22 protein-coding genes are annotated in these 19,693 nt (G+C 74.0%); 11 read left to right on the forward strand and 11 right to left on the reverse strand.

The window, feature by feature from the left end; translation table 11 throughout:
- Nucleotides 1-62: 62 nt before the first annotated feature.
- Entirely contained in the window at nt 63-1,310 is a 1,248-nt protein-coding gene (locus H7344_RS05290; RefSeq protein WP_186344949.1) for a fatty acid desaturase family protein, read from the forward strand.
- Here H7344_RS05290 and H7344_RS05295 read toward each other — a convergent pair.
- On the reverse strand, nt 1,280-2,542 hold the full coding sequence (locus H7344_RS05295; protein ID WP_186344950.1) for an MFS transporter: 1,263 nt from the start codon (nt 2,540-2,542) through the stop codon (nt 1,280-1,282). The genes H7344_RS05290 and H7344_RS05295 overlap by 31 nt on opposite strands.
- A gap of 142 nt (nt 2,543-2,684) precedes the next feature.
- Between H7344_RS05295 and H7344_RS05300 the strand changes: the two genes are divergently transcribed.
- The 4 genes from H7344_RS05300 (at nt 2,685) to H7344_RS05315 (ending at nt 4,548) form a co-directional block, all read left to right on the forward strand.
- A complete protein-coding gene (locus H7344_RS05300) occupies nt 2,685-3,053 on the forward strand; it encodes a DUF1330 domain-containing protein (protein WP_166188759.1) in 369 nt (122 codons plus the stop codon).
- Nucleotides 3,054-3,170: 117 nt separating this feature from the next.
- Nucleotides 3,171-3,569, forward strand: coding sequence for a hypothetical protein (locus tag H7344_RS05305; RefSeq protein WP_186344951.1), 399 nt, complete (start codon nt 3,171-3,173; stop codon nt 3,567-3,569).
- 26 nt (nt 3,570-3,595) lie between these two features.
- Complete coding sequence (locus H7344_RS05310; RefSeq protein WP_186344952.1) at nt 3,596-4,246, forward strand: AzlC family ABC transporter permease; 651 nt, start codon at nt 3,596-3,598, stop codon at nt 4,244-4,246.
- The gene (locus tag H7344_RS05315) at nt 4,243-4,548 is read left to right on the forward strand and encodes an AzlD domain-containing protein (RefSeq protein WP_186344953.1); all 306 of its coding nucleotides are present in this window, start codon (nt 4,243-4,245) and stop codon (nt 4,546-4,548) included. The genes H7344_RS05310 and H7344_RS05315 overlap by 4 nt, the downstream gene beginning before the upstream one ends.
- Before the next feature lie 139 nt (nt 4,549-4,687).
- Here the strand turns inward: H7344_RS05315 and H7344_RS05320 are convergent, their stop codons facing one another.
- The 4 genes from H7344_RS05320 to H7344_RS05335 all read right to left on the reverse strand — a co-directional run bounded on the left by H7344_RS05320 (nt 4,688) and on the right by H7344_RS05335 (nt 7,434).
- Nucleotides 4,688-5,617, reverse strand: a complete 930-nt coding sequence (locus H7344_RS05320; RefSeq protein WP_186344954.1) for an SMP-30/gluconolactonase/LRE family protein — start codon at nt 5,615-5,617, stop codon at nt 4,688-4,690.
- A 39-nt stretch (nt 5,618-5,656) separates the two neighbouring features.
- The gene (locus H7344_RS05325) at nt 5,657-6,649 is read right to left on the reverse strand and encodes an HNH endonuclease signature motif containing protein (RefSeq protein ID WP_186344955.1); all 993 of its coding nucleotides are present in this window, start codon (nt 6,647-6,649) and stop codon (nt 5,657-5,659) included.
- Nucleotides 6,650-6,663: 14 nt separating this feature from the next.
- Nucleotides 6,664-7,011 carry a hypothetical protein gene (locus H7344_RS05330; protein WP_186344956.1) on the reverse strand — a complete coding sequence of 116 codons (348 nt, stop codon included), beginning with the start codon at nt 7,009-7,011 and terminating at the stop codon, nt 6,664-6,666.
- Between the two features lie 78 nt (nt 7,012-7,089).
- Nucleotides 7,090-7,434, reverse strand: a complete 345-nt coding sequence (locus tag H7344_RS05335) for an ArsR/SmtB family transcription factor (protein ID WP_186344957.1) — start codon at nt 7,432-7,434, stop codon at nt 7,090-7,092.
- Nucleotides 7,435-7,523: 89 nt separating this feature from the next.
- Between H7344_RS05335 and arsM the strand changes: the two genes are divergently transcribed.
- The 3 genes from arsM to H7344_RS05350 are packed head-to-tail and all read left to right on the forward strand — an operon-like array spanning nt 7,524 to nt 9,915.
- The gene (gene arsM / locus H7344_RS05340) at nt 7,524-8,363 is read left to right on the forward strand and encodes an arsenite methyltransferase (protein ID WP_186344958.1); all 840 of its coding nucleotides are present in this window, start codon (nt 7,524-7,526) and stop codon (nt 8,361-8,363) included.
- Nucleotides 8,360-9,451 (forward strand): ACR3 family arsenite efflux transporter, encoded by a 1,092-nt coding sequence (arsB, locus tag H7344_RS05345; protein ID WP_186344959.1) that lies wholly within the window; start codon nt 8,360-8,362, stop codon nt 9,449-9,451. The genes arsM and arsB overlap by 4 nt, the downstream gene beginning before the upstream one ends.
- Nucleotides 9,448-9,915, forward strand: coding sequence for an arsenate-mycothiol transferase ArsC (locus H7344_RS05350; protein ID WP_229707031.1), 468 nt, complete (start codon nt 9,448-9,450; stop codon nt 9,913-9,915). Before arsB ends, H7344_RS05350 begins: the two co-directional genes overlap by 4 nt.
- 31 nt (nt 9,916-9,946) lie before the next feature.
- Here the strand turns inward: H7344_RS05350 and H7344_RS05355 are convergent, their stop codons facing one another.
- Both H7344_RS05355 and pgm read right to left on the reverse strand, forming a co-directional pair.
- Nucleotides 9,947-10,363 carry a VOC family protein gene (locus H7344_RS05355; protein WP_186344960.1) on the reverse strand — a complete coding sequence of 139 codons (417 nt, stop codon included), beginning with the start codon at nt 10,361-10,363 and terminating at the stop codon, nt 9,947-9,949.
- 59 nt (nt 10,364-10,422) lie between these two features.
- Entirely contained in the window at nt 10,423-12,063 is a 1,641-nt protein-coding gene (gene pgm, locus H7344_RS05360; RefSeq protein ID WP_186344961.1) for a phosphoglucomutase (alpha-D-glucose-1,6-bisphosphate-dependent), read from the reverse strand.
- Between the two features lie 168 nt (nt 12,064-12,231).
- On the opposite strand from pgm, the gene H7344_RS05365 reads away from it, so the two are divergent.
- Both H7344_RS05365 and H7344_RS05370 read left to right on the forward strand, forming a co-directional pair.
- A complete protein-coding gene (locus tag H7344_RS05365) occupies nt 12,232-13,026 on the forward strand; it encodes a crotonase/enoyl-CoA hydratase family protein (protein ID WP_186344962.1) in 795 nt (264 codons plus the stop codon).
- Between the two features lie 31 nt (nt 13,027-13,057).
- Nucleotides 13,058-14,716, forward strand: coding sequence for a hypothetical protein (locus H7344_RS05370; protein WP_186344963.1), 1,659 nt, complete (start codon nt 13,058-13,060; stop codon nt 14,714-14,716).
- Here H7344_RS05370 and H7344_RS05375 read toward each other — a convergent pair whose 3' ends face one another.
- The 3 genes from H7344_RS05375 to H7344_RS05385 all read right to left on the reverse strand — a co-directional run bounded on the left by H7344_RS05375 (nt 14,717) and on the right by H7344_RS05385 (nt 17,196).
- Nucleotides 14,717-15,379, reverse strand: coding sequence for a hypothetical protein (locus H7344_RS05375; protein WP_186344964.1), 663 nt, complete (start codon nt 15,377-15,379; stop codon nt 14,717-14,719).
- A 69-nt stretch (nt 15,380-15,448) separates the two neighbouring features.
- Complete coding sequence (locus H7344_RS05380) at nt 15,449-16,384, reverse strand: oxidoreductase (RefSeq protein ID WP_186344965.1); 936 nt, start codon at nt 16,382-16,384, stop codon at nt 15,449-15,451.
- Entirely contained in the window at nt 16,381-17,196 is an 816-nt protein-coding gene (locus H7344_RS05385; protein WP_229707032.1) for a maleylpyruvate isomerase family mycothiol-dependent enzyme, read from the reverse strand. Before H7344_RS05385 ends, H7344_RS05380 begins: the two co-directional genes overlap by 4 nt.
- A gap of 71 nt (nt 17,197-17,267) precedes the next feature.
- Between H7344_RS05385 and H7344_RS05390 the strand changes: the two genes are divergently transcribed.
- Nucleotides 17,268-19,037, forward strand: a complete 1,770-nt coding sequence (locus H7344_RS05390) for a thioredoxin-like domain-containing protein (protein ID WP_186344966.1) — start codon at nt 17,268-17,270, stop codon at nt 19,035-19,037.
- Nucleotides 19,038-19,049: 12 nt separating this feature from the next.
- On the opposite strand, the gene H7344_RS05395 is transcribed toward H7344_RS05390, so the two are convergent.
- Nucleotides 19,050-19,652, reverse strand: coding sequence for a LysE/ArgO family amino acid transporter (locus tag H7344_RS05395; protein ID WP_186344967.1), 603 nt, complete (start codon nt 19,650-19,652; stop codon nt 19,050-19,052).
- Nucleotides 19,653-19,693 lie beyond the last annotated feature (41 nt).

Consider the following 19,693-nt stretch of genomic DNA (forward strand, 5'->3'; position numbering starts at 1 on the left):
AGCTCTCGCTCGAGTCCGACACTGACTTCCGCTCCATCGCACCCTGACCGAAGGAGATCCCCATGACGACGATCACCCGCAAGCCCGAGAACCCCACCGCGCACCTGACGCCCGAGGACATCGAGCAGATCGGCATCGAGCTCGACGCGATCCGCCAGGACGTCATCGACAGCCGCGGCGAGAGCGACGCGGCGTACATCCGTCGGATCGTGAACATCCAGCGCCGCCTGGAGCTCGCCTCCCGCGCGACGCTGCTGGTCAGCGTCTTCCCGCCGGCGTGGGTCGCGGGCACCGTCGGCCTCTCGGTCGCGAAGATCCTCGAGAACATGGAGATCGGCCACAACGTCATGCACGGCCAGTGGGACTGGATGCGTGACCCGAAGATCCACTCGACCACCTGGGAGTGGGACAACGCGTCGACCGCCGAGGGCTGGAAGCACAGCCACAACGAGGTCCACCACACCTACACGAACATCGTGGGCAAGGACAACGACCTCGGCTACGGCATCATGCGCGTCGACGAGGACCAGCGCTGGCACCCGATGTACCTCGGCCAGCCGCTGTGGAACTTCATCAACGCCTGCTTCTTCGAGTACGGCATCGCCGCCTACGACCTCGAGCTCGGCAAGAACCTGTCGATGCCGAAGGAGAAGCGCAGCGAGACGTTCAAGCGCAACGCGAAGAACACCCTGCGCAAGATCCGCAAGCAGGCCACCAAGGACTACGTCGTCAACCCCGCGCTCGCGCTGCCGACCGGCTCGTTCCTGCCGACGCTGGCCGCGAACTTCACCGCCAACCTGGTGCGCAACGTCTGGTCGCACTCGGTGATCATGTGCGGCCACTTCCCCGAGGGCGTCGAGACCTTCGAGAAGAAGTCGATCCCCGAGAACGAGACGCGCGGCGAGTGGTACCTGCGCCAGATGCTCGGCTCGGCCAACATCTCCGGCTCGAAGCTGATGCACCTGATGACCGGCAACCTGTCCCACCAGATCGAGCACCACCTCTTCCCGGACCTGCCCTCGAACCGCTACGCCGAGGTCGCGCCCAAGGTGAAGGCGCTGTTCGAGAAGTACGGCCTGAACTACCACGAGGCGCCGCTGCCGCAGCAGGTCGCCAGCGCCTGGCACAAGGTCGTCCGCCTCTCGCTGCCCAACGGCTGGCTCGAGACGACGACCCCGGCGAACGCGCCGCAGCAGCTCGCGCTGCTGTGGACGATGGCGACCGGCGACCGTCGCACCCGGCGTGCCGCCCAGGCCCGCCTCGAGCAGCTCGCCCGCCGTCAGCGCACCGAGGTCGCCGCCGCGGCCTGATCGCGCTCGCGCTCTCCGACCAGGGCCGTCTGCACCGCACGGTGCAGGCGGCCCTGCTGCGTCGTCATCAGGGTGACGGCGAGGACGGTCGCGCCGACGGTGACGCCGAACGCCGCGGTCGCGCCACTGCCGTCGGCGAGGCGGCCGGCCACGCTCGACCCGAGCGCGTAGCCCAGGCCGGTCGCGCTGGCGAGCGTCGTCATCGCGGCGCCGACGCGGGCCGGCGGGACGACCCGCTCGGCGAGCGAGAAGACCGCGATCATGTACGGCGCGACGGCGAACCCGAGCAGCAGCACGGTGAGGAACGCGCCGGTCAGCGAGTCGACCAGCAGCAGCGGTAGGGACAGGACCAGCAGGGTGCCCGCCGCCGCGAGCGCGCGCCGCTCGTGGCCGATCCGCTCGGGGAGGTACGCCGTCGCGATGCCGGCCACCGCGCTGCCGACCCCCAGCGTCGCGTGCACGAGGCCGGCCATCCCGGGGCGGCCGGCGTCGTTCGCCAGCACGGTCGCGCCGGTCTGGGTCGCACCGAAGAGCATCCCGATCGACACCTGCGCCAGCGCGAGCACCAGGAACACCGCGGTCACGAGCGGGCCGGTCGCCAGCGGTGCACTGCCGTTGCGGCGGGTCAGCCGGGCGGACGGGTCGAGCGCGAAGGCGGTGCCGAACACGGCCAGCAGACCGGCGGCCAGCAGCAGTGCCCCGCCGGGGGAGACGAGCGCGACCGCGACGCCGACCAGCGCCGGGCCGATGGCGAACGACGCCTCGTCGGCCGCGCCCTCGTAGGAGAACGCCGCGTCGACCAGCCGCCGCTGGTGCGGTCCGGTGCCGTGCGTGAGCGGGCGCCAGCGCACGCGCGCGAGCGGGCCGACCTGCGGGAGGACGAGACCGGTCAGCGCCGCCGTCGTCACCACGAGCGCGGCGGTCGCGTCGGCGTGCACGACCGCGACCAGCGTGGCGAGGCCGGCTGCGCCCAGGAGCGACTGGACCAGCACCACGGGGCGCTGGCCGGTGCGGTCGGCGACCGCACCGGCGACGGGTGCGCCGAGGGCGTTGGCGACCGCGAGGGCACCGGCGCTGAGGCCGCCGAGCCCGTAGCTGTCGGTCGCGGTCGAGACGAGCAGGAGCGTGCCGAGCTGGCTCATGGCCAGCGGGAGCCGGCCGAGGAACGCCACGACGACGTACGTCGGTCCGGCGATCGCCAGGAGTCGGCGGTAGGAGGCGAGCGGGGTCATGCGGAGGGGCCTTTCGGGTGCGCCGGGACGACGCGCGCCGTACCCGCCACCAAGAACGCGCTGAACCCTGTGCGTCCGACATTCTAGGACCGGACGGGCGCCGGGCCCGGAATCCACGGACCCCGCCGACGAAGGAGTGCACATGGCGGTCGACCCCACGGGAGCAGCGCTGCAGCAGCTGTTGGCGGAGGACCCGGGCGGGCCGGTGGTGATGCTCAACCTGCTGCGGTTCGACCCGGCCGGCGGCGGCGACTACGCGGCGTACTCCCGCAAGGTCGGGACCGACATCCTCCCGCGGTACGGCGCCGAGCTCGTCTACTACGGCCAGGGCTCCACCGCGCTGGTCGCCGAGGACGGCCAGGCGTGGGACGCGGTGATGTTGGTGCGCTACCCCTCCCGGCAGGCGTTCTCGGAGATGTTGGCCGACCCGGAGTTCCAGGCGGTCGCGTCGCTGCGGTCCGAGGCGCTCACCGAGGCGGTGCTGCAGGCGACCGTGCCGTTGGCGCCCTGACGCCGCAGCCCGGCCAGCGCAGCGGCCCGTTCCATGCCCGGCGGCAGGCGGCGTGGCACCGGAAGGCCTCGAGAGACACACTGGCCCCGTGAGGTACCCCCGTTCGAGGCAGGCCAGATGAGGTTCACCGAGCACGAGCTGACCGCCGCCCTGACCGGCGCCGCGAAGACGGTCTTCGCCGCGCAGGACAAGGACGTACGCCGTGGCAAGCGCGACGTCGACGAGGCGTGGCAGGCGCTGACGACGATCCAGCGGTTCCGCTACCTCGACGCCCTCGGCGACCAGGTGCTGCCCGTGCTGGTCGCGCTTCCCGACGTCGAGGTCGAGCCCGGCACCCGCCCGACCTACACCGACGACGAGGTCACCCGCGTCGTCGAGGAGAAGGTCGGCGACGGCGTCGGCCGGGTGCGCCGCGCGCTCGTCGTCAAGGGACGCGTCGCCCTCGTCCAGACCGCGCTCGCCGCGCTGCCGCCCCGGCAGGACCCCGACGCGCTGATCGTCCCCGACCACCTCTGAGCCCGGCCGGCCCGTAGGTTGGGCCGGTGAGCGAGTCGTTCCGCCGGGGGCTGAGAGCGGGCGTGCCCTTCTCGTTCGTCGGGTTCCTGCTCGCGATGTCGTTCGGCGTGCTGGCGGTGCAGGCCGGGTTCAGCGCGCTCCAGGCGATCGTGATGTCGGCGGTGGTCCACGCCGGCTCGGCGCAGTTCGCCGCGACGGCGATCCTGGGCGCCGGCGGGGGCGTGGTGCCGAGCGTCCTGGCGGGCAGCCTGATGAACGCGCGGTTCCTCGCCATGGGCATCGCGGTCGCCCCGTCGCTCGGCGGCGGCCCTGGCCGGCGCGCCCTGCAGGGGCAGACGGTGGTGGATCCGTCGTGGGCGCTCGCCAACAACGGCGACGGCTCGTTCGACCGGCACCTGATGATGGGCGCGACCGTGCCGCAGTACGCCGGCTGGGTCTCCGGCACCGTGGCCGGGGCGTTCCTCGGTGACGTGGCGGGCGACCCCGGCCGGTTCGGCCTCGACGTGGTGTTCCCGGTCTTCTTCCTGGCGCTGCTGGCCGCGGAGCTGCGCGACCCCCGGTCGCGCGGGGTGGCCCTCGCCGGCGCACTGATCGCCCTCGCCCTGGTGCCGTTCACCCCGCCCGGGGTGCCGGTCCTCGTCGCCGGGACCGCCGCGCTCGTGGGGCTGGCGCGATGACCGCCTGGCTGATGATCGGCGCGCTCGCGGTGACGACGGCCCTGATCAAGGCGTTCGGCCCCGTGCTGGTCGGCGGCCGGGTGCTGCCACCGACCGCGATGAAAGTGATCGCGCTGCTGCCGCCGGTGCTCCTCGCCGCCCTGGTGGTCACCTCGACCCTCAGCGAGGGCCAGCGGCTCCACGTGGACGCCAGCGCCGCCGGGGTCGCGGTCGCGGCGGTGATGATCTGGCGCCGCCTGCCGCTGCTGGTCGTGGTCCTCACCGCCATCGCGGTGACCGCCGCGCTCCGTGCCCTGACCTGACCTGCCCCGGGGCGCGCCTCCGCCAGGCCGGCGACCTCGACCGGGCCGGCCGGGTCCGCGGCGCGCGGGTCGTCAAGGGCCGTGCGCCCTCGTCCTGGCCGCCCTCGCCGGCCTCCCGCGCGGCAGGACCCGTACGCGCTCATCGTCCCCGACCACCTCTGACGGGGCGGGCCGTCGGCTGCGGCCGCCCGGCGACGGCGACGTCGGCGACGAGCGCGCGGCCGTCGTGGTCCTGCGGCTCGTCCAGTCCTTCCGTCGCGGTGGTCAGGACGAGGACGTGCGGCGCCTCCGCGCTGATCGCGATGCTGGTGGGTTGGCGGGCGGGCACCTCGATCCGCTCGACGAGGTCCCCGGACGGGCTGTAGCGGTGCAGGCACGACGAGCCATGGATCGCCGACCAGAGGAAGCCCTCGGCGTCGACGGTGATGCCGTCAGGCGTCCCGTCCACCTGGACGAACACCTCCCGCTCGCCCAGGTCGCCGGTGGCCGGGTCGACGTCGTACCGGTGGATGACCGACCGCGGGGTGTCCGCGAGCCACATGGTGCGGCCGTCCGCGCTGAACGCCGGCCCGTTGGGGACGGTGTACCCGGTCAGCACGGTGGTGACTTGACCGTCGGGCTCGAGCCGGTGGAGCGCCCCGGCGCTGTCCGTGCTGTCCCACGCCATCGAGGTGGCCCAGAACCGCCCCGACGGGTCGGTCGCCGCGTCGTTCATCCGCCGCTCCACCGGGCCGCCGTCGGCCGGCTGCCCGAACCAGCCGAGCTCGCCGAACGGGTCCAGGCGTGCGATCCCGGTCCCCGCCGCTGCGATGAACGTCGGGCGGCCGTCCGCCTCGCCTGGTGCGCCCGTGTCGGCGAGCGCGACGGCGCCGAGCGGCACGTCCAGCTGCACCAGGTCTTGCGGCGGCTGGTCGCTCCGCGGGTCGGCGTGGAGCAGTCGGCCGGCGATGATGTCGACGAACCACAGCTGGCCGTCGAGGAACCGCGCCCCTTCCCCGAGCTCGTGACGCTCGGTGCCGAGGGGACGCCAATCGCTGCGCAGCACGCTCGCACGCGGGGTTCCAGGCATGCCCGCCCGTCCCCCGGGAGGGCGGGCGTCAAACGGCGGTCACGGGTCGGCGATCTCGGTGGTGCCGGTGGGGCCGCGGAGGTAGCGGCGGCCGTGGGGGTCGGTCCAGAGGTGGACGCCGGGGTCGATGACGGGGTCGAGGGGTCGGTAGCGCCAGCCGGTGTGGGTTCTGAGGCGGTGGTGTCGGCGGCACAGCGGTGCGAGGTTGTGGGGGCAGGTCGGTCCGCCGGTGGCGTGGGCCGCGATGTGGTCGCAGTCGCAGTGTCGGGAGGGGCGGGCGCACCAGGGGAAGACGCACTGGGGTTCGCGGTGGGCGACTTGGTCGCGGAGCCGGTCGGGGATCTCGTACTGCTCGGCGTGGGCGTGCTCGGCGAGGTCGAGGACGGGCTGGACGGTGAGGTGGGTGTCGGTGCGGCCGCACCAGGAGCGGATGACCTGCTCGAGCTCGGGGCGGCCGGCGGTCTCGTTGCGGCCGACGGGTTCCAGGCCCCAGAGGCCGGCTTCGGCGAGGTGGAGGTGGAGGACGGTACGGGTGCTGGGTCGGGTGGGCCGGTCGCCGTGGAGGAGGGCGTCGGCGGCGGCGGGGTCGGCGAGGACGCCGACGGCCATGGAGCGGCGGACGTCGAGGGACTGTCCGTGCCCCGCTTGACCGTCCTGTCCCAGGATGGTGGCGAGGCGGGTGATGGTCTGGTCGACGTCGTGGAGGTCGCGCCAGTCGCCGCGGACGAGGAGCTCGGCGATGCCGGAGTGGTTGAGGGTGTGTTCGTCGAGGCGGACGTAGCGCTTGTCGAGCGCGGCGAGCTGGGCGAGCTCGCGTTCCTCGGCGTGCAGGCGCAGCATCGCCTCGTCGATGATCCGGTCCAAGCGGACCACACCGATGGAGCCGGCGACGGGGGCGACGTGGTCGTCGACGTAGGTGGTGACGTCATCGGGGCGGCCGAGGACGGCTTGGGCGATCCGGCGGGCCCGCCAGGCGGCGACGTCACCGGCCATCGTGCGGGCCCAGACCTTCGGCAGTCGGTGGCGCAGCACCAACGCGTCGCGGATCAGCGCCTGCCCGGCCTGGTGGACATGGCGTTCGCCGCGGCGAACGCCGCCGGTGCGTCCCAGCGCACCAGCGGGATCCCGGACAGCTCGTCACCGGCCACGTCGGCGTCCGGGTCGTCCGCGGTCCCCGGAGCCGCCGAGGGCGTCGAGAGCGCGCTGGGCACACCCCACGCCTCTTGCCCGCGCAGCACCGGATGCGCGTGCGCCCACTCGACCGCCAGGACCAGCAGCTCCACCTCGGCGGCGTCCGCGGTCCTCCTCGCAGTGCGGACCCGGTCCAGCAGCGCACCGGGCGTGACGGCGTCGTCTGCCAGGTCGGCCGCGGGGGCGAGGGTGGAGGTGGACATGGGTCCATGACATACGAACACATGTTCGACGACAATGGGCAGCAGAGACGGGTGGAGCGAGCAGCCGGGCTCGTCGGGCTACGGCTTCAAGGCACTGCTGAGCGCCGCGAGCGTGTCGTCGACGACGCGGTAGAACGCCCACCGCCCGCGCTGCTCGCGCACGACCAGGCCGGCGTCGACCAGCTGCTTCATGTGGTGGGAGACGGTCGGCTGCGCGAGCCCGACCGGCTCGGTCAGGTCGCAGATGCACGCCTCGCGCTCGGGTTGTGCGGCGATCAGCGAGAGCAGTCGCACCCGGGTCGGGTCGCCGAGCGCCTTGAACATCCGCGCCAGCCGGCCGGCATCGTCGGCGTCGAGCACGCCGCCGGTGACCGTCGAGCAGCACGCGGTCGCGTCGACGACGGGGAGGGTTCGGGCCGGCATGGGCCCAGACTGACACACGCATTGACATCAGTCGATAGATGCACGACCCTCGACCCATCGACAGAACCCGATGGATCGGATCCAGCGTGATGACCAGCACGAGCAACCCCCACGCGACCGGCGACCAGCTCCGCGAGCAGGTCCGCACCCGGTACGCCGAGGCCGCCGGCGCCGTGACGAGCGGCGCCACCAACACCGAGCTGAACGACGCGCTGCAGGCAACCGGTGACGGCGGCGGCGACGGGACCACGTCGTGCTGCGGTGGCGGCGACGTGGTGGTCGACGAGTCGTTCGGCGCCGTGCTCTACAGCGACGACGACCAGCGGGACCTGCCCGCCGAGACGGTCGCGGCCAGCCTGGGCTGCGGCAACCCGACCGCGGTCGCGGACCTGCGAGCGGGGGAGCGGGTCCTCGACCTCGGCTCCGGCGGCGGCATCGACGTGCTGCTCTCGGCCCGCCGGGTCGGCCCGACCGGCTTCGTGCACGGCGTCGACATGACCGACGAGATGCTCGAGCTCGCGCGCGCCAACGCCGCCAAGGCCGGCGCGACCAACGTCGAGTTCCTCCGGGGCACCATCGAGGACGTCCCGCTCACCGACGCCTCCGTCGACGTGGTCATCTCCAACTGCGTCATCAACCTGTCCGTCGACAAGCCGCGGGTCATCTCCGAGATGCACCGCGTCCTCGTCCCCGGCGGGCGGATCGGCATCTCCGACGTGGTGGCGGAGGACCACCTCACCCCCGAGGACCGCGCCGAGCGTGGGTCGTACGTCGGCTGCATCGCCGGCGCCCTCTCCCGCACGGAGTACGTCGACGCCCTCACGGCCGCCGGCTTCGTCGACGCCGAGGTCGACTTCACCCACGAGGCCGTCTCGGGCATGCACGGCGCGATCATCCGAGCGACCAAGCCGACGAAGGCGACCGCATGACCACGCCCAGCACGACCACCACGCAGGACGTCCCGGCGGTCGCGCGGCTCTCGACGCTGGACCGCTACCTCCCGCTGTGGATCGGCCTGGCGATGGTCGCCGGGCTGCTCGCGGGCCGCTGGGTGCCCGGCATCGCCGACGCCCTCGACGCGGTCACCGTCGGCTCGGTCTCGCTCCCGATCGCCCTCGGCCTGCTGGTGATGATGTACCCGGTGCTGGCGAAGGTCCGGTACGACGAGGTCGGTCGGGTCGCGCGCGACCGCCGGATGATGGCGCTCTCGCTGGTCCTCAACTGGGTCCTCGGCCCGGCGCTGATGTTCGCCCTGGCCTGGCTGTTCCTGCCCGACCTCCCGGAGTACCGCACCGGGCTCATCATCGTCGGGCTCGCCCGCTGCATCGCCATGGTCATCATCTGGAACGACCTCGCCTGCGGCGACCGGGAGGCCGCCGCCGTGCTGGTGGCCGTCAACTCGGTCTTCCAGGTGGTCGCGTTCGCCGTGCTCGGCTGGTTCTACCTCGACCTGCTGCCCGGCTGGCTCGGCCTGTCCACCACGGGGCTCGACGTCTCGCCGTGGGAGATCGCCGGCAGCGTCGTGGTCTTCCTCGGGGTCCCGCTCGTCGCCGGGTACCTCACCCGCCGCGTCGGCGAGGCGAGGCGCGGCCGCGACTGGTACGAGCAGCGCCTCCTGCCGCGGCTCGGCCCGTGGGCGCTCTACGGCCTGCTGTTCACCATCGTCGTCCTCTTCGCGCTCCAGGGCGAGACGATCACCAGCAAGCCGCTCGACGTCGCCCGCATCGCGGTGCCGCTCGTCCTCTACTTCGCGCTGATGTGGGCGGGGTCCCTGCTCCTGGCGCGTCAGGTCGGGCTCGGGTACGCCCGGTCGACGACCGTCGCCTTCACCGCCGCCGGCAACAACTTCGAGCTCGCCATCGCGGTGGCGATCGCCGTCTTCGGCGTCACCAGCGGCCAGGCCCTCGCCGGCGTCGTCGGCCCGCTCATCGAGGTCCCCGTCCTCGTCGGGCTCGTCTACGTCAGCCTCTGGGCGCGGCGCTTCTTCCCCGACGTCCGGGCGGGGGCCGCCTCGTGACCGCCGGGCCGTCGGGCCAGTCCGCCGGAGGGCGTGTGCCGCAGGTGGTCTTCGCGTGCGTCCGCAACGGCGGCCGGTCCGTGGTGGCACGGCTGCTGACCGAGCACTACGCGCAGGGACGGGTCGTCGCGCTCTCCGCCGGGACGCAGCCCGGCGAGCACGTCCATCCCGAGGTCGCCGACGCGCTCGAGCGGCTCGGGCTCGACACCTCGCGCGAGCACCCGAAGCGCCTCACCCCCGAGATGGTCGCCGCCAGCGACCTCGCCATCACCCTCGGCTGCGGCGAGGAGTGCCCCTACGTCCCGGGCGTCGTCTACCGCGACTGGCCCGTCGACGACCCCGGTGGGCAGGACCCGGCCGTCGTGCACCGGATCATCGGCGACCTCGACGCCCGGGTGCGCGACCTGCTGCACGAGCTCGCGCCGGACCTCGACCTGGCGCCGAGCGTGTGCGGCGACCGCTGACCGAAGCGGTCAGCAGCGTCGGTCAGCAAGGTCAGGCCGACGGCGGGTGCTCTCCGAGGCAGAAGAGGTTGCCCTCGGGGTCCGCGAGCGTCGTCCAGCGCACCCACGGGACCTCCTCGAGCACGTCCCACTTCCACTCCGCGCCGGCCGCGACGAGCCGCTCGACCTCGGCCTCGCGGGTGCCCCACGGCACGGTGAGGTCGAGGTGGAGCCGGTTGCCCTCCTCGTCCGAGCGCTGCATGAGCATCATCCCGAAGCCTCCGGGCGCGGGCTGCAGGATCACCAGGCCCGGCATGGGCGTCGTGGCGGGGACGCCGAGGACCGCGGACCAGAAGGCCCCCAGCCGTTCGGGGTCGTCGGCGGCGACGTTGACGGCGCCGAGGCTGATCGCTGTCGGGGTCGAGGTCGGGGTCGCGGCGGGCGAGGGGGCATCCGGTGAGGTCGTCATGACGGCACGCTAGGGCCGCCCGCCGACAGTGGCCAGGCCTCGCAAGCCCGGCCGCCCGATCAACCCAGCGCGGCGGTGACGAGCGCCTGCGCCTCCTCCTGGACCTGCGCGAGGTGCTCGGGGCCGCGGAAGGACTCGGCGTACACCTTGTAGACGTCCTCGGTGCCGGACGGGCGCGCGGCGAACCACGCCGACTCCGTCGTGACCTTGAGCCCGCCGATCGCGGCGCCGTTGCCGGGCGCCTCGGTGAGCGTGGCGGTGATCGGCTCGCCGGCGAGCTCGGTGGCGGTGACGTCCGCGGCGGACAGCCTCGACAGCGCGGCCTTCTGGTCGCGGGTGGCGGGGGCGTCGGTCCGGGCGTACGCCGGCTCCCCGTGCGCGGCCACGAGGTCGGCGTAGTGCTCCGAGGGGGAGCGGCCGGTGTGCGCGACGATCTCCGAGGCGAGCAGCGCGAGGATGATCCCGTCCTTGTCGGTGGTCCACACGCTGCCGTCCCGCCGCAGGAACGACGCGCCCGCCGACTCCTCGCCGCCGAAGCCGAACGACCCGTCGACCAGCCCCGGCACGAACCACTTGAACCCGACGGGCACCTCCACCATCGGCCGACCCAGCGACGCCGCGACGCGGTCGATCATCGAGGACGACACCAGCGTCTTGCCGATCCGCGCCCGCTCCGGCCACCCCGGCCGGGCACCGCCGAACAGGTGCTGGATCGCGACGGCGAGGAAGTGGTTGGGGTTCATCAGGCCGGCGTCCGGCGTGACGATGCCGTGCCGGTCGGCGTCGGCGTCGTTGCCGGTGGCGATGTCGTAGTCAGCCCGGCGGTCGATGAGCGAGGCCATCGCGTGCGGGGAGGAGCAGTCCATCCGGATCTTCCCGTCCCAGTCCAGCGTCATGAACCGCCAGGTCGGGTCCACGAGCGGGTTCACGACGGTGAGGTCGAGGCCGTGCCGGTCGGCGATCTCCGACCAGTACGCCGCGGACGCGCCGCCGAGCGGGTCCGCACCGATCCGCACGCCCGCGGCCCGGATCGCCTCGACGTCGACCACGGAGGGCAGGTCGTCGACGTAGGTGCCGAGGAAGTCGTAGGAGCCGGCGGTGGCCCGGGCCCGGGCGAAGGGCACCCGACGCACGTCGGCGAGCCCGCCAGCGATGAGCTCGTTGGCCCGCGCGGCGATCGCGGAGGTGGCGTCGCTGCCGGCGGGGCCGCCGTGGGGCGGGTTGTACTTGAAGCCGCCGTCGGTCGGCGGGTTGTGCGACGGGGTGACGACGATGCCGTCGGCGAGCCCCGGACCGGTCGTGCGGCCGCCGTTCGCGCGCAGGATCGCGTGCGAGACGGCCGGCGTGGGGGTGTAGCCGTCGCGGGAGTCCACCAGCACGGTCACGTCGTTGGCGACGAGCACCTCGAGCGCCGACGCCCAGGCCGGCTCGGACAGCGCGTGGGTGTCGCGGCCGAGGAAGAGCGGTCCGTCGTACCCCTGCTCGCGCCGGTGGTCGCAGATCGCCTGCGTCGTGGCGAGGATGTGGCTCTCGTTGAACGACGTCGACAGCGACGTCCCGCGGTGGCCGCTGGTGCCGAACGCGACCTGCTGGGCGACGTCCTCGGGGTCGGGCACGCCGGTGTAGTAGGCGGTGACGAGGTGCGCCACGTCGACGAGGTCCCGGGGTTCGGCGGGTTGTCCCGCGCGCTGGTCGGCCACGTCGGGATCATTGCCCATCGGGCGCAGAAATGAGTCACGGCCGCTGGTGGTTTCCTCGCACGTGGGGGGACGACGAGGAGCACCAGCGGCCGGACGACACCAATCTACCCGCACGCCGTCTGCTCGGCCACATCCACCTCCGGCGAGTCCGCTCCCTAGGATTCCGCCATGACCGTGACCTGCACGATCGACGACGGCATCGCCCAGGTGCGGCTCGCCCGCCCGGAGAAGCTGAACGCGCTGACCCTGCCGATCCTCGCCGAGCTGGCCGCGACCGGGCACCGGCTGCGACGCGACCGCACCGTCCGCGCGGTCGTCCTCGCTGGCGACGGCGACGCGTTCTGCGCCGGCCTCGACTTCGCGGACGTCCTGCGCAAGCCGGCCGCGATCGTGCCGGCGTTCCTGCCGGTGCCGTGGCGGGGCACCAACACCTTCCAGGAGGCGTGCTGGGCGTGGCGCCGCCTACCGGTGCCGGTGGTCGCGGCGGTCCACGGCCACTGCCTGGGCGGCGGCCTCCAGATCGCGCTCGCGGCCGACTTCCGGGTCGCCGCACCCGACTCGCGCTGGTCGGTGCTCGAGGGCAAGTGGGGGATCATCCCGGACATGACCGGCATCCGGTCGCTGACCGAGCTGGTCGGCCCGGACACCGCGAAGCTGCTGACGATGACCGCCGACGTCGTCTCCGGCAAGGAGGCGCACGACCTCGGGCTGGTCACCGAGCTGGCGTCGGACCCGGTCGAGGCCGCCACCGCGCTGGCCGGGCGCCTGGCCACCCGCTCGCCGGACCAGCTGGCCGCGGCCAAGCGGCTGCTCGAGGGCGCGACGAGCCGCAGCGCGCGGCGCACCTTCGCGCTCGAGCGGCTCGAGCAGGCGCAGCTGCTGTTCCTGCGCAACACCGCGAAGGCCCGCCAGGCGGCGTTCAAGGGCGCCACCGCGGCGTTCGGCCCGCGCGTCCGCCGCTGAGCCAAGGCGCAGGCCCCTAGGCTCGGCCCCCGTGAGAGGCGGTGTCAGGACCGGAGCGAGGAGCCGTGCGGCCGGGCTGAGGTTCCCGCGCACGATCGTCCTGGTCGCCCTCGCGGCGCTCACCTGGGCGCTCGGGCCGCTCGTGGTGCTGGTCGCGCTGCTGATCCTGGCCGTCCCGCGGGTCCGCCGCTGGTGGCGACCGACCTGGCGCGTGGTCGCGGGCTGGGTGGTCGGCGTGCTCGCGCTGGTCGGCGTCGTCGTGGTCCTGCCCGACGGCCTGCTGCCGATCCCGCCCGGCGCCGGGGCGGCGGTGACGCCGGGCTACACCGGCCGGCCGTTCACCGCCCAGCCGGTCGAGCTCGACGTGCCGCAGCACCCGTTCCTCGCCCCGAACGGCCTCAGCTCGATGCACCACGACGCCTGGGCCACCGACGCCACCGTCCACCCCGGCCCGCTCGGGGAGTCCCCGCGCGTCGAGACCGCGTGGTACGGCGTCGAGGAGTGCGCCACGCTCGCCTTCGACAGCCACGAGCGGCTCGTCGCGCTCTGCGGCGACCTCCAGGGGCCGCGCATGCACGTGCTCGACCCGGAGTCGATGCGGCCGCTGGTCAGCAAGGACCTCCCCGACCGGCCCGACGTCGAGGGCAAGCAGCCGTGGGAGAACCTCTGCGCCGGCGCCTACTTCTACCTCGACGCCGAGGACCGCGCGGTCGTCGCCACCACCGACCGCCGCGTCCTCGTCGTCGCCACCTCCGACGCCGACGGCGACGCGGACCTGACGACCGAGGCGACCCACGACCTCGGTGTGCAGGTGCCGGCCGATGACTGCCTGATCGCGGTGCTCCCGGACTGGCAGGGCCGGATCTGGTTCGTCACCCAGGACGGCCGCACCGGCTTCGTCGAGCCCGGGTCGGGCGACGTCGCCGTGCTCGAGCTCGGCGAGGAGGTCGCGAACTCCTTCGCCACCGACACCGACGGCGCCGTGTACGTCGTCACCACCGCCGCGCTCTACCGGCTCGAGGTGTCGCCGGCCGGCCTCCCGCGGGTGCGGTGGCGCACGCCGTACGACCGCGGCTCGCGGCTCAAGCCCGGCCAGGTCTCCCAGGGCAGCGGCACCACCCCGACGATCCTGCCCGGCGGCGTCGTCGCGATCACCGACAACGCCGGCCCGCGCATGCACGTCCAGATGTACGGCACCCGCCGCGGGCGGCTGATCTGCCAGGAGGCGGTCTTCGGCGACGACGCGAGCGCCACCGACAACTCGCTCGTCTCGGTCGGCACCGGCGTGGTCGTCGAGAACAACGCCGACTACACCGGTCCCTGGCGCACGATGCTCGGCCGCACGACGCCCGGTGGCTTCGCGCGCGTCGACCTCGTGACCGGCGAGGACGGCGAGCGCACCTGCGAGACCGTGTGGACCTCGGAGGTCTCCGCGCCCACGTCGGTACCGAAGCTCTCGCTCGCCACCGGCCTGCTCTACGCCTACGAGAAGCGGTCGAGCGTCTGGGGCGCGAGCGCGTGGTACCTCGTCGCGCTCGACGTCCGCACCGGCCGCACGGCGTACCGCGTCCGCACCGGGATCGGCGCGCTCTTCAACAACCACTACGCCGCCGTCACGCTCGCCCCCGACGGATCGGCGTACGTCGCCACGCTGGCCGGCATGGTCCGCGTCCGCGACCGCGAGGACTGATCAGTCCCGCTCCTGCTCCTCCCGGGCCTGCTCGTCGCGCTTGCGGCGGCGGTTCACCTCGCCGCGGGCGAGGAGGAAGGCGAGGGCTACCGGCCAGACGTAGCCGAGGACGTCCAGCACCTGTCGCACCCAGCCCGGCACCTCGACGTCGAAGTGCGGGATCGGCAGGTCGATGTCCGGCCAGGGGATCGACGGCAGGTCGATGTCGGGCCACGGGATCGAGGGCAGGTCCGGCCAGGGGACGTCGATGTCGGGCAGGAAGCGCGAGAGCAGCCCGAGCAGCACCGGCACGGCGATGATCGCGATCGCGATGCCGGCCTTCTGCGCGGCGTACCGGTTCGGGTGGGCGAGCAGCCGCTCCTCGTGCTGCGCGGCGGCCGAGCCCGCCTCGGGCACCAGGTCGGTGCCGCCGACGCCGACGAGCGCGCCGGCGAGGTCGTCGTGCACGGTGGCGCGCCGCGGCGCCCCGAGCGCGCTGAACTTCACCTTGACCGCGCCGAGGTCGGGGTGGTCGTCGCCGGAGTCGATCTCGACGGCGTCCTCGGCCGAGCGCTTCTCGGTGACCAGCTCGCCGTCGACGTACCACCGCAGGTGCCGGCGCACCGATCCCTCGGCCTCGACCCGGTGGTGGCGGCCGGCGACGGAGCGCTCCCAGACCTGCATGCGACCGACGCTAGAGGTGCCGGTCGGCCGCGCACATCGGCCGGGGGTCGGTGACGGGGCGACCTTGGTCTAGGGGTAGGCGACCCCGGTGACGTCCTCGCTGATCTCCCACAGCCGTCGCTGGGCGACCTCGTCGTGGGAGAGGCGGTTGCTCGAGACGACGCGCGGCGGGCCGGAGGCCTCCTGGAGCCCGCCGGGGCCGCAGTAGGTCGCGCCGGGGAGGTCGGCCGTGGCGGCCATGAGCGTCGGCTGGGCGCCCGCAGCGGCGGACTGGGAGACCGCGCGGATCGCCGCGTCGAGGATGCTGGCGATGCCGCCCGAGGAGCGGCCGTACTGCCCGTTCGCCGCGAGGTGCGTGCCCGCGAAGCCGGGGTGCGCGGCCAGCGCCTTGACCGGCAGCTCGGCGCGGCGCAGCCGCCGGTCGAGCTCGTAGGTGAAGAGCAGGTTCGCGAGCTTGGTCTGCCCGTAGGTCGGCCACCGCGAGTAGCGGCCCTGCTGCGCCCGAGGGTCGCCGAGCGGCGCGCTGCGGGCGACGCGGTGGAACTGCGAGCTCACCGCCACGACGCGGCCGTCCTCGCTCGCGACGAGCTGCGGCAGCAGCAGGCCGGTCAGCAGGAACGGGCCGAAGTGGTTGGTCGCCATCTGCAGCTCGAGGCCGTCGGCGGTGCGGGAGTACGGCGTGCCCATCACGCCCGCGTTGTTGACCAGCAGGCCGATCGGCCCGAGCCCGGCCGCCTCGGCCGCGCCGCGGCGCACCGAGGAGAGGTCGGCGAGGTCGACGACCAGCTTCTCCAGCGAGGCGTGCGGGACCTCCTCGCGGATGGTCCGCTCGGTGGCGTCGAGCTTGTCCTGGGTGCGGCCGGCAAGGACGACGCGGGCGCCGCGCCGGGCCAGCTCGAGCGCGGTGTGGTGGCCGAGGCCGCCGACGCTGGTGCCGGTGACCAGCGCGGTGCGGCCGGCCTGGTCCGGGATGTCGGCGAGCGTCCAGGCGTCGGTCGCCGTCACGGGGTGGTCGCCATCTGCTCGAGGACCTGCTGCGCGAGGGCCTCGTCGCCCTCGACCGCCACCGTGGCCGCGGCGTCGGGGCGCCGGCCGCCCGCGAGCACCACGAACGTCTCGCGGTCCATCCGCAGCGTCGCGTCGGCCTGCTCCGGTGGGGTCGGGAGCCGCTCGCCGCGGCCCTGGTCGTTGACGGTGAAGGCGGCGGCGGTGCTGCCCTCGACCTCGACCAGCAGCGTGGTGCCGGCCGGGGCGCCGACCCGCTTGGCCAGCACGAAGCCCATGCTCTCGAGCAGGTAGTCCGCCGTGTGCTGGGCCGCCGGGCTGTCCATCCCGCCGGGGCGGCCGACCGCGCGGCGTACGTCCTGCTCGTGCATCCACACGTCCAGCGGCCGGTTGCGCAGCAGCGTCTCCCAGCTCCACGGCACGCCGCCGAAGACCCGCTCGGGCTTCGCGGACCCGTCGGTCGGCGGGTCGGCCAGCAGGGCGGTGTGCCGGGCGGTGGCGGCCTCGCGGATCTCGATGATCAGCTCGTCGGGCGTGGCGGTACGCCGGTTGGCCGGGCCGATCTCGGTGTAGAGCCCCATCATCGACGTCACGTGCGGCGGCTCGCCGATCTCGGCGTGCTCCTCGACGCCGGTCGCCAGCACCTTCTCCAGGTGGGCGACGTGCGCCACGACCGCGCGGACGTCCCAGCCCGCGAGGTCGGTCGGCGTGGACCACGCCTCCTCGGGCAGCTTTTCCAGCAGTGAGGTGAGGGCGTCGACCGCCTGCCACCAGACCTCGACGTACCCCGCCAGCCGTTCCTGATCGCTCACGCCCCGGAGCCTACTGACCACCGGCGGCCGCTGGTCGCTCGTGCCGCGGGGCGGTGGGCGAGGATGGGCGCATGCGCGTGCGTGCTCCCGAGCTGGTCGGTCGTGGCTGGCTCAACACCGACGGCCCCCTGCACCTGGCCGACCTCCGCGGCCGCTTCGTCCTGCTCGACTTCTGGGCCTTCTGCTGCATCAACTGCCTGCACGTCCTCGACGAGCTCAAGCCGGTGGAGGAGAAGCACGCCGGGGAGCTGGTCGTCATCGGGGTGCACTCACCGAAGTTCGTCCACGAGGCCGACCCGGACGCGCTGCGCGCCGCCGTCGAGCGCTACTCGGTCACCCACCCCGTCCTCGACGACCCCGAGCTGGTCACCTGGCAGGCCTACACCGCCCGCGCCTGGCCGACGCTGGTGCTGGTCGACCCGGAGGGGTACGTCGTCGGGCAGTACGCCGGCGAGGGCCACGCCCACGCCATCGACGCGCTGCTGACCGAGCTGGTCGCGGAGCACCGCGCGAAGGGCACGCTCCAGCCCGGCGACTCGCCGTACGTCCCGCCCGTCGTCGAGCCCACCGACCTCCGCTTCCCCGCCTCGGCCGTGCCGCTGCCCTCTGCGCAGGGGGGCCGGGTGCTGGTCGCCGACGCCGGCCACGACGAGGTCGTCGAGCTCGGTGCCGACGGCGAGGTGCTGCGCCGGTTCGGCGGCTTCCGGGAGCCCAACGGCCTCTGCCTGCTGCCCGAGGACGTCGCCGCCGAGGTGGGGTACGACGTCGTGGTCGCCGACACCGTCGGCCACCGGCTCCACGGGCTGGCGCTCGCCGACGGCTCGACCCGCGTGCTCGCCGGCGACGGCCAGCAGCTGATGCCCGGCGATGGCAGCGACCGGCTCTCCAGCCCGTGGGACGTCGCCTGGTGGCGCGACCGGGTCTGGGTCGCGATGGCCGGCATCCACCAGCTGTGGACGTTCGACCCGCGCACCGGGGTCGTCGAGGTCGCGGCCGGCACCGCCAACGAGGGGCTGCTCGACGGCGCGGCGCCGGAGGCGTGGCTGGCCCAGACCTCGCGGCTCGCGCCCGACGGCGACCGGCTGTGGCTGGCCGACAGCGAGACCTCGTCGGTCCGCTGGGTGCAGGAGTCGGCGGCTGGTGGCCTCGAGATCCGCACGGCGGTCGGCACCGGCCTGTTCGACTTCGGCTTCCGCGACGGCCCGGCCGACCAGGCGCTGCTCCAGCATCCCCTCGGCGTGACGGCCCTGCCCGACGGCTCGGTCGCGGTCTGCGACACCTACAACGGGGCGGTCCGCCGGCTCGCGGTCACCGCCGGGGAGCCGGGCGAGGTCACCACGCTCGCCACCGGCCTCGCCGAGCCGTCCGCGGCGTACGTCGACGGGTCGGACCTGGTGGTCGTCGAGTCCGGCGCGCACCGGCTGACCCGGGTGCCGCTCGGCAGCGCCGGCACGCGCACCGAGGGCTTCGCCCACTCCACCCAGCGGCCGGTCACCGAGGTGCCGGCGACGCTCGAGCTGGTCGTGTCGTTCACGCCGCCGCCGGGGCAGAAGGTCGACGACCGGTTCGGCCCGCCGGCGCAGCTGATGGTCGAGGCGACCCCGCCCCAGCTCGTCCGCGAGGGCGGCGGCCGAGGCACCGACCTGACCCGCACGATCGTGCTCGACCCGCACGTCGGCGACGGCGTGCTCCACGTGGCCGCCCGGGCCGCGTCGTGCGACGCCGACGGCGGCGAGGGCGCCGCCTGTCACCTGCACCAGCAGGACTGGGGTGTCCCCGTCCGCGTCGTCGCGGACGCGGACGGGCGGCTCGTGCTGCCCCTCGGCGGCGTCGAGGGCTGACCCGGCCGGAGGTCAGGAGCCGGTCGCCAGCCGCACCGCGATCGCCAGCATCACGACGCCGATCAGCACGTCGAGCACCTGCCAGGCCCGCGGGCTGGCGAGGAACCGCGCGAGCAGGCGCGCGCCGTAGCCGAGACCGCTGAACCACACCAGGCTCGCCAGGCACGCCCCGGCCGCGAACCACCAGCGCCCGCCCGACCCGTGCGTCGCCGCCACCGACCCGAGGAGCAGCACGGTGTCGAGGTAGACGTGCGGGTTGAGCCAGGTCAACGCGAGCGCCCGCAGCGCCGCCGATCGACGCGAGAGCCGGGCTCCGCCGGCGGCCGCCAGGGCGTCGGGCCGCCGCGCGCGGAGCAGCGACGAGACGCCGTACCAGGTCAGGAACGCGACGCCGAGCCACCGCACCACGTCGATCGCGGCCGGCGCGCGCTCGACGATCGTGCCGATGCCCGCGACGCCGGCGAGGATCAGGACCAGGTCGGAGACCGCGCAGATCGCCACCACCAGGCCGACGTGGTCGCGGGCGAGCCCCTGGCGCAGCACGTAGGCGTTCTGTGCGCCGATCGCGACGATGAGCGCGAGGCCGGTCGCCGTGCCGGTCAGGAAGTGGTCCACGCCGGAGAACGCTACGGTCGCGCCGACCTGTGCGCCAGCGA

The sequence above is a fragment of the Nocardioides deserti genome (assembly GCF_014266025.1).
Classification (GTDB): Bacteria; Actinomycetota; Actinomycetes; order Propionibacteriales; family Nocardioidaceae; genus Nocardioides; species Nocardioides deserti.

Bases quoted from the DNA above. Each gene is read 5' to 3' on its own strand.
- H7344_RS05320 (WP_186344954.1), bottom strand. From the start codon at position 5,617: ATGCCTGGAACCCCGCGTGCGAGCGTGCTGCGCAGCGATTGGCGTCCC.
- H7344_RS05365 (WP_186344962.1), top strand. From the start codon at position 12,232: ATGACCGTGACCTGCACGATCGACGACGGCATCGCCCAGGTGCGGCTC.
- arsM (WP_186344958.1), top strand. From the start codon at position 7,524: ATGACCAGCACGAGCAACCCCCACGCGACCGGCGACCAGCTCCGCGAG.
- H7344_RS05300 (WP_166188759.1), top strand. From the start codon at position 2,685: ATGGCGGTCGACCCCACGGGAGCAGCGCTGCAGCAGCTGTTGGCGGAG.
- arsB (WP_186344959.1), top strand. From the start codon at position 8,360: ATGACCACGCCCAGCACGACCACCACGCAGGACGTCCCGGCGGTCGCG.
- H7344_RS05375 (WP_186344964.1), bottom strand. From the start codon at position 15,379: ATGCAGGTCTGGGAGCGCTCCGTCGCCGGCCGCCACCACCGGGTCGAG.
- H7344_RS05355 (WP_186344960.1), bottom strand. From the start codon at position 10,363: ATGACGACCTCACCGGATGCCCCCTCGCCCGCCGCGACCCCGACCTCG.
- H7344_RS05315 (WP_186344953.1), top strand. From the start codon at position 4,243: ATGACCGCCTGGCTGATGATCGGCGCGCTCGCGGTGACGACGGCCCTG.
- H7344_RS05295 (WP_186344950.1), bottom strand. From the start codon at position 2,542: ATGACCCCGCTCGCCTCCTACCGCCGACTCCTGGCGATCGCCGGACCG.
- H7344_RS05290 (WP_186344949.1), top strand. From the start codon at position 63: ATGACGACGATCACCCGCAAGCCCGAGAACCCCACCGCGCACCTGACG.
- H7344_RS05305 (WP_186344951.1), top strand. From the start codon at position 3,171: ATGAGGTTCACCGAGCACGAGCTGACCGCCGCCCTGACCGGCGCCGCG.
- H7344_RS05335 (WP_186344957.1), bottom strand. From the start codon at position 7,434: ATGCCGGCCCGAACCCTCCCCGTCGTCGACGCGACCGCGTGCTGCTCG.
- H7344_RS05330 (WP_186344956.1), bottom strand. From the start codon at position 7,011: ATGTCCACCTCCACCCTCGCCCCCGCGGCCGACCTGGCAGACGACGCC.
- H7344_RS05390 (WP_186344966.1), top strand. From the start codon at position 17,268: ATGCGCGTGCGTGCTCCCGAGCTGGTCGGTCGTGGCTGGCTCAACACC.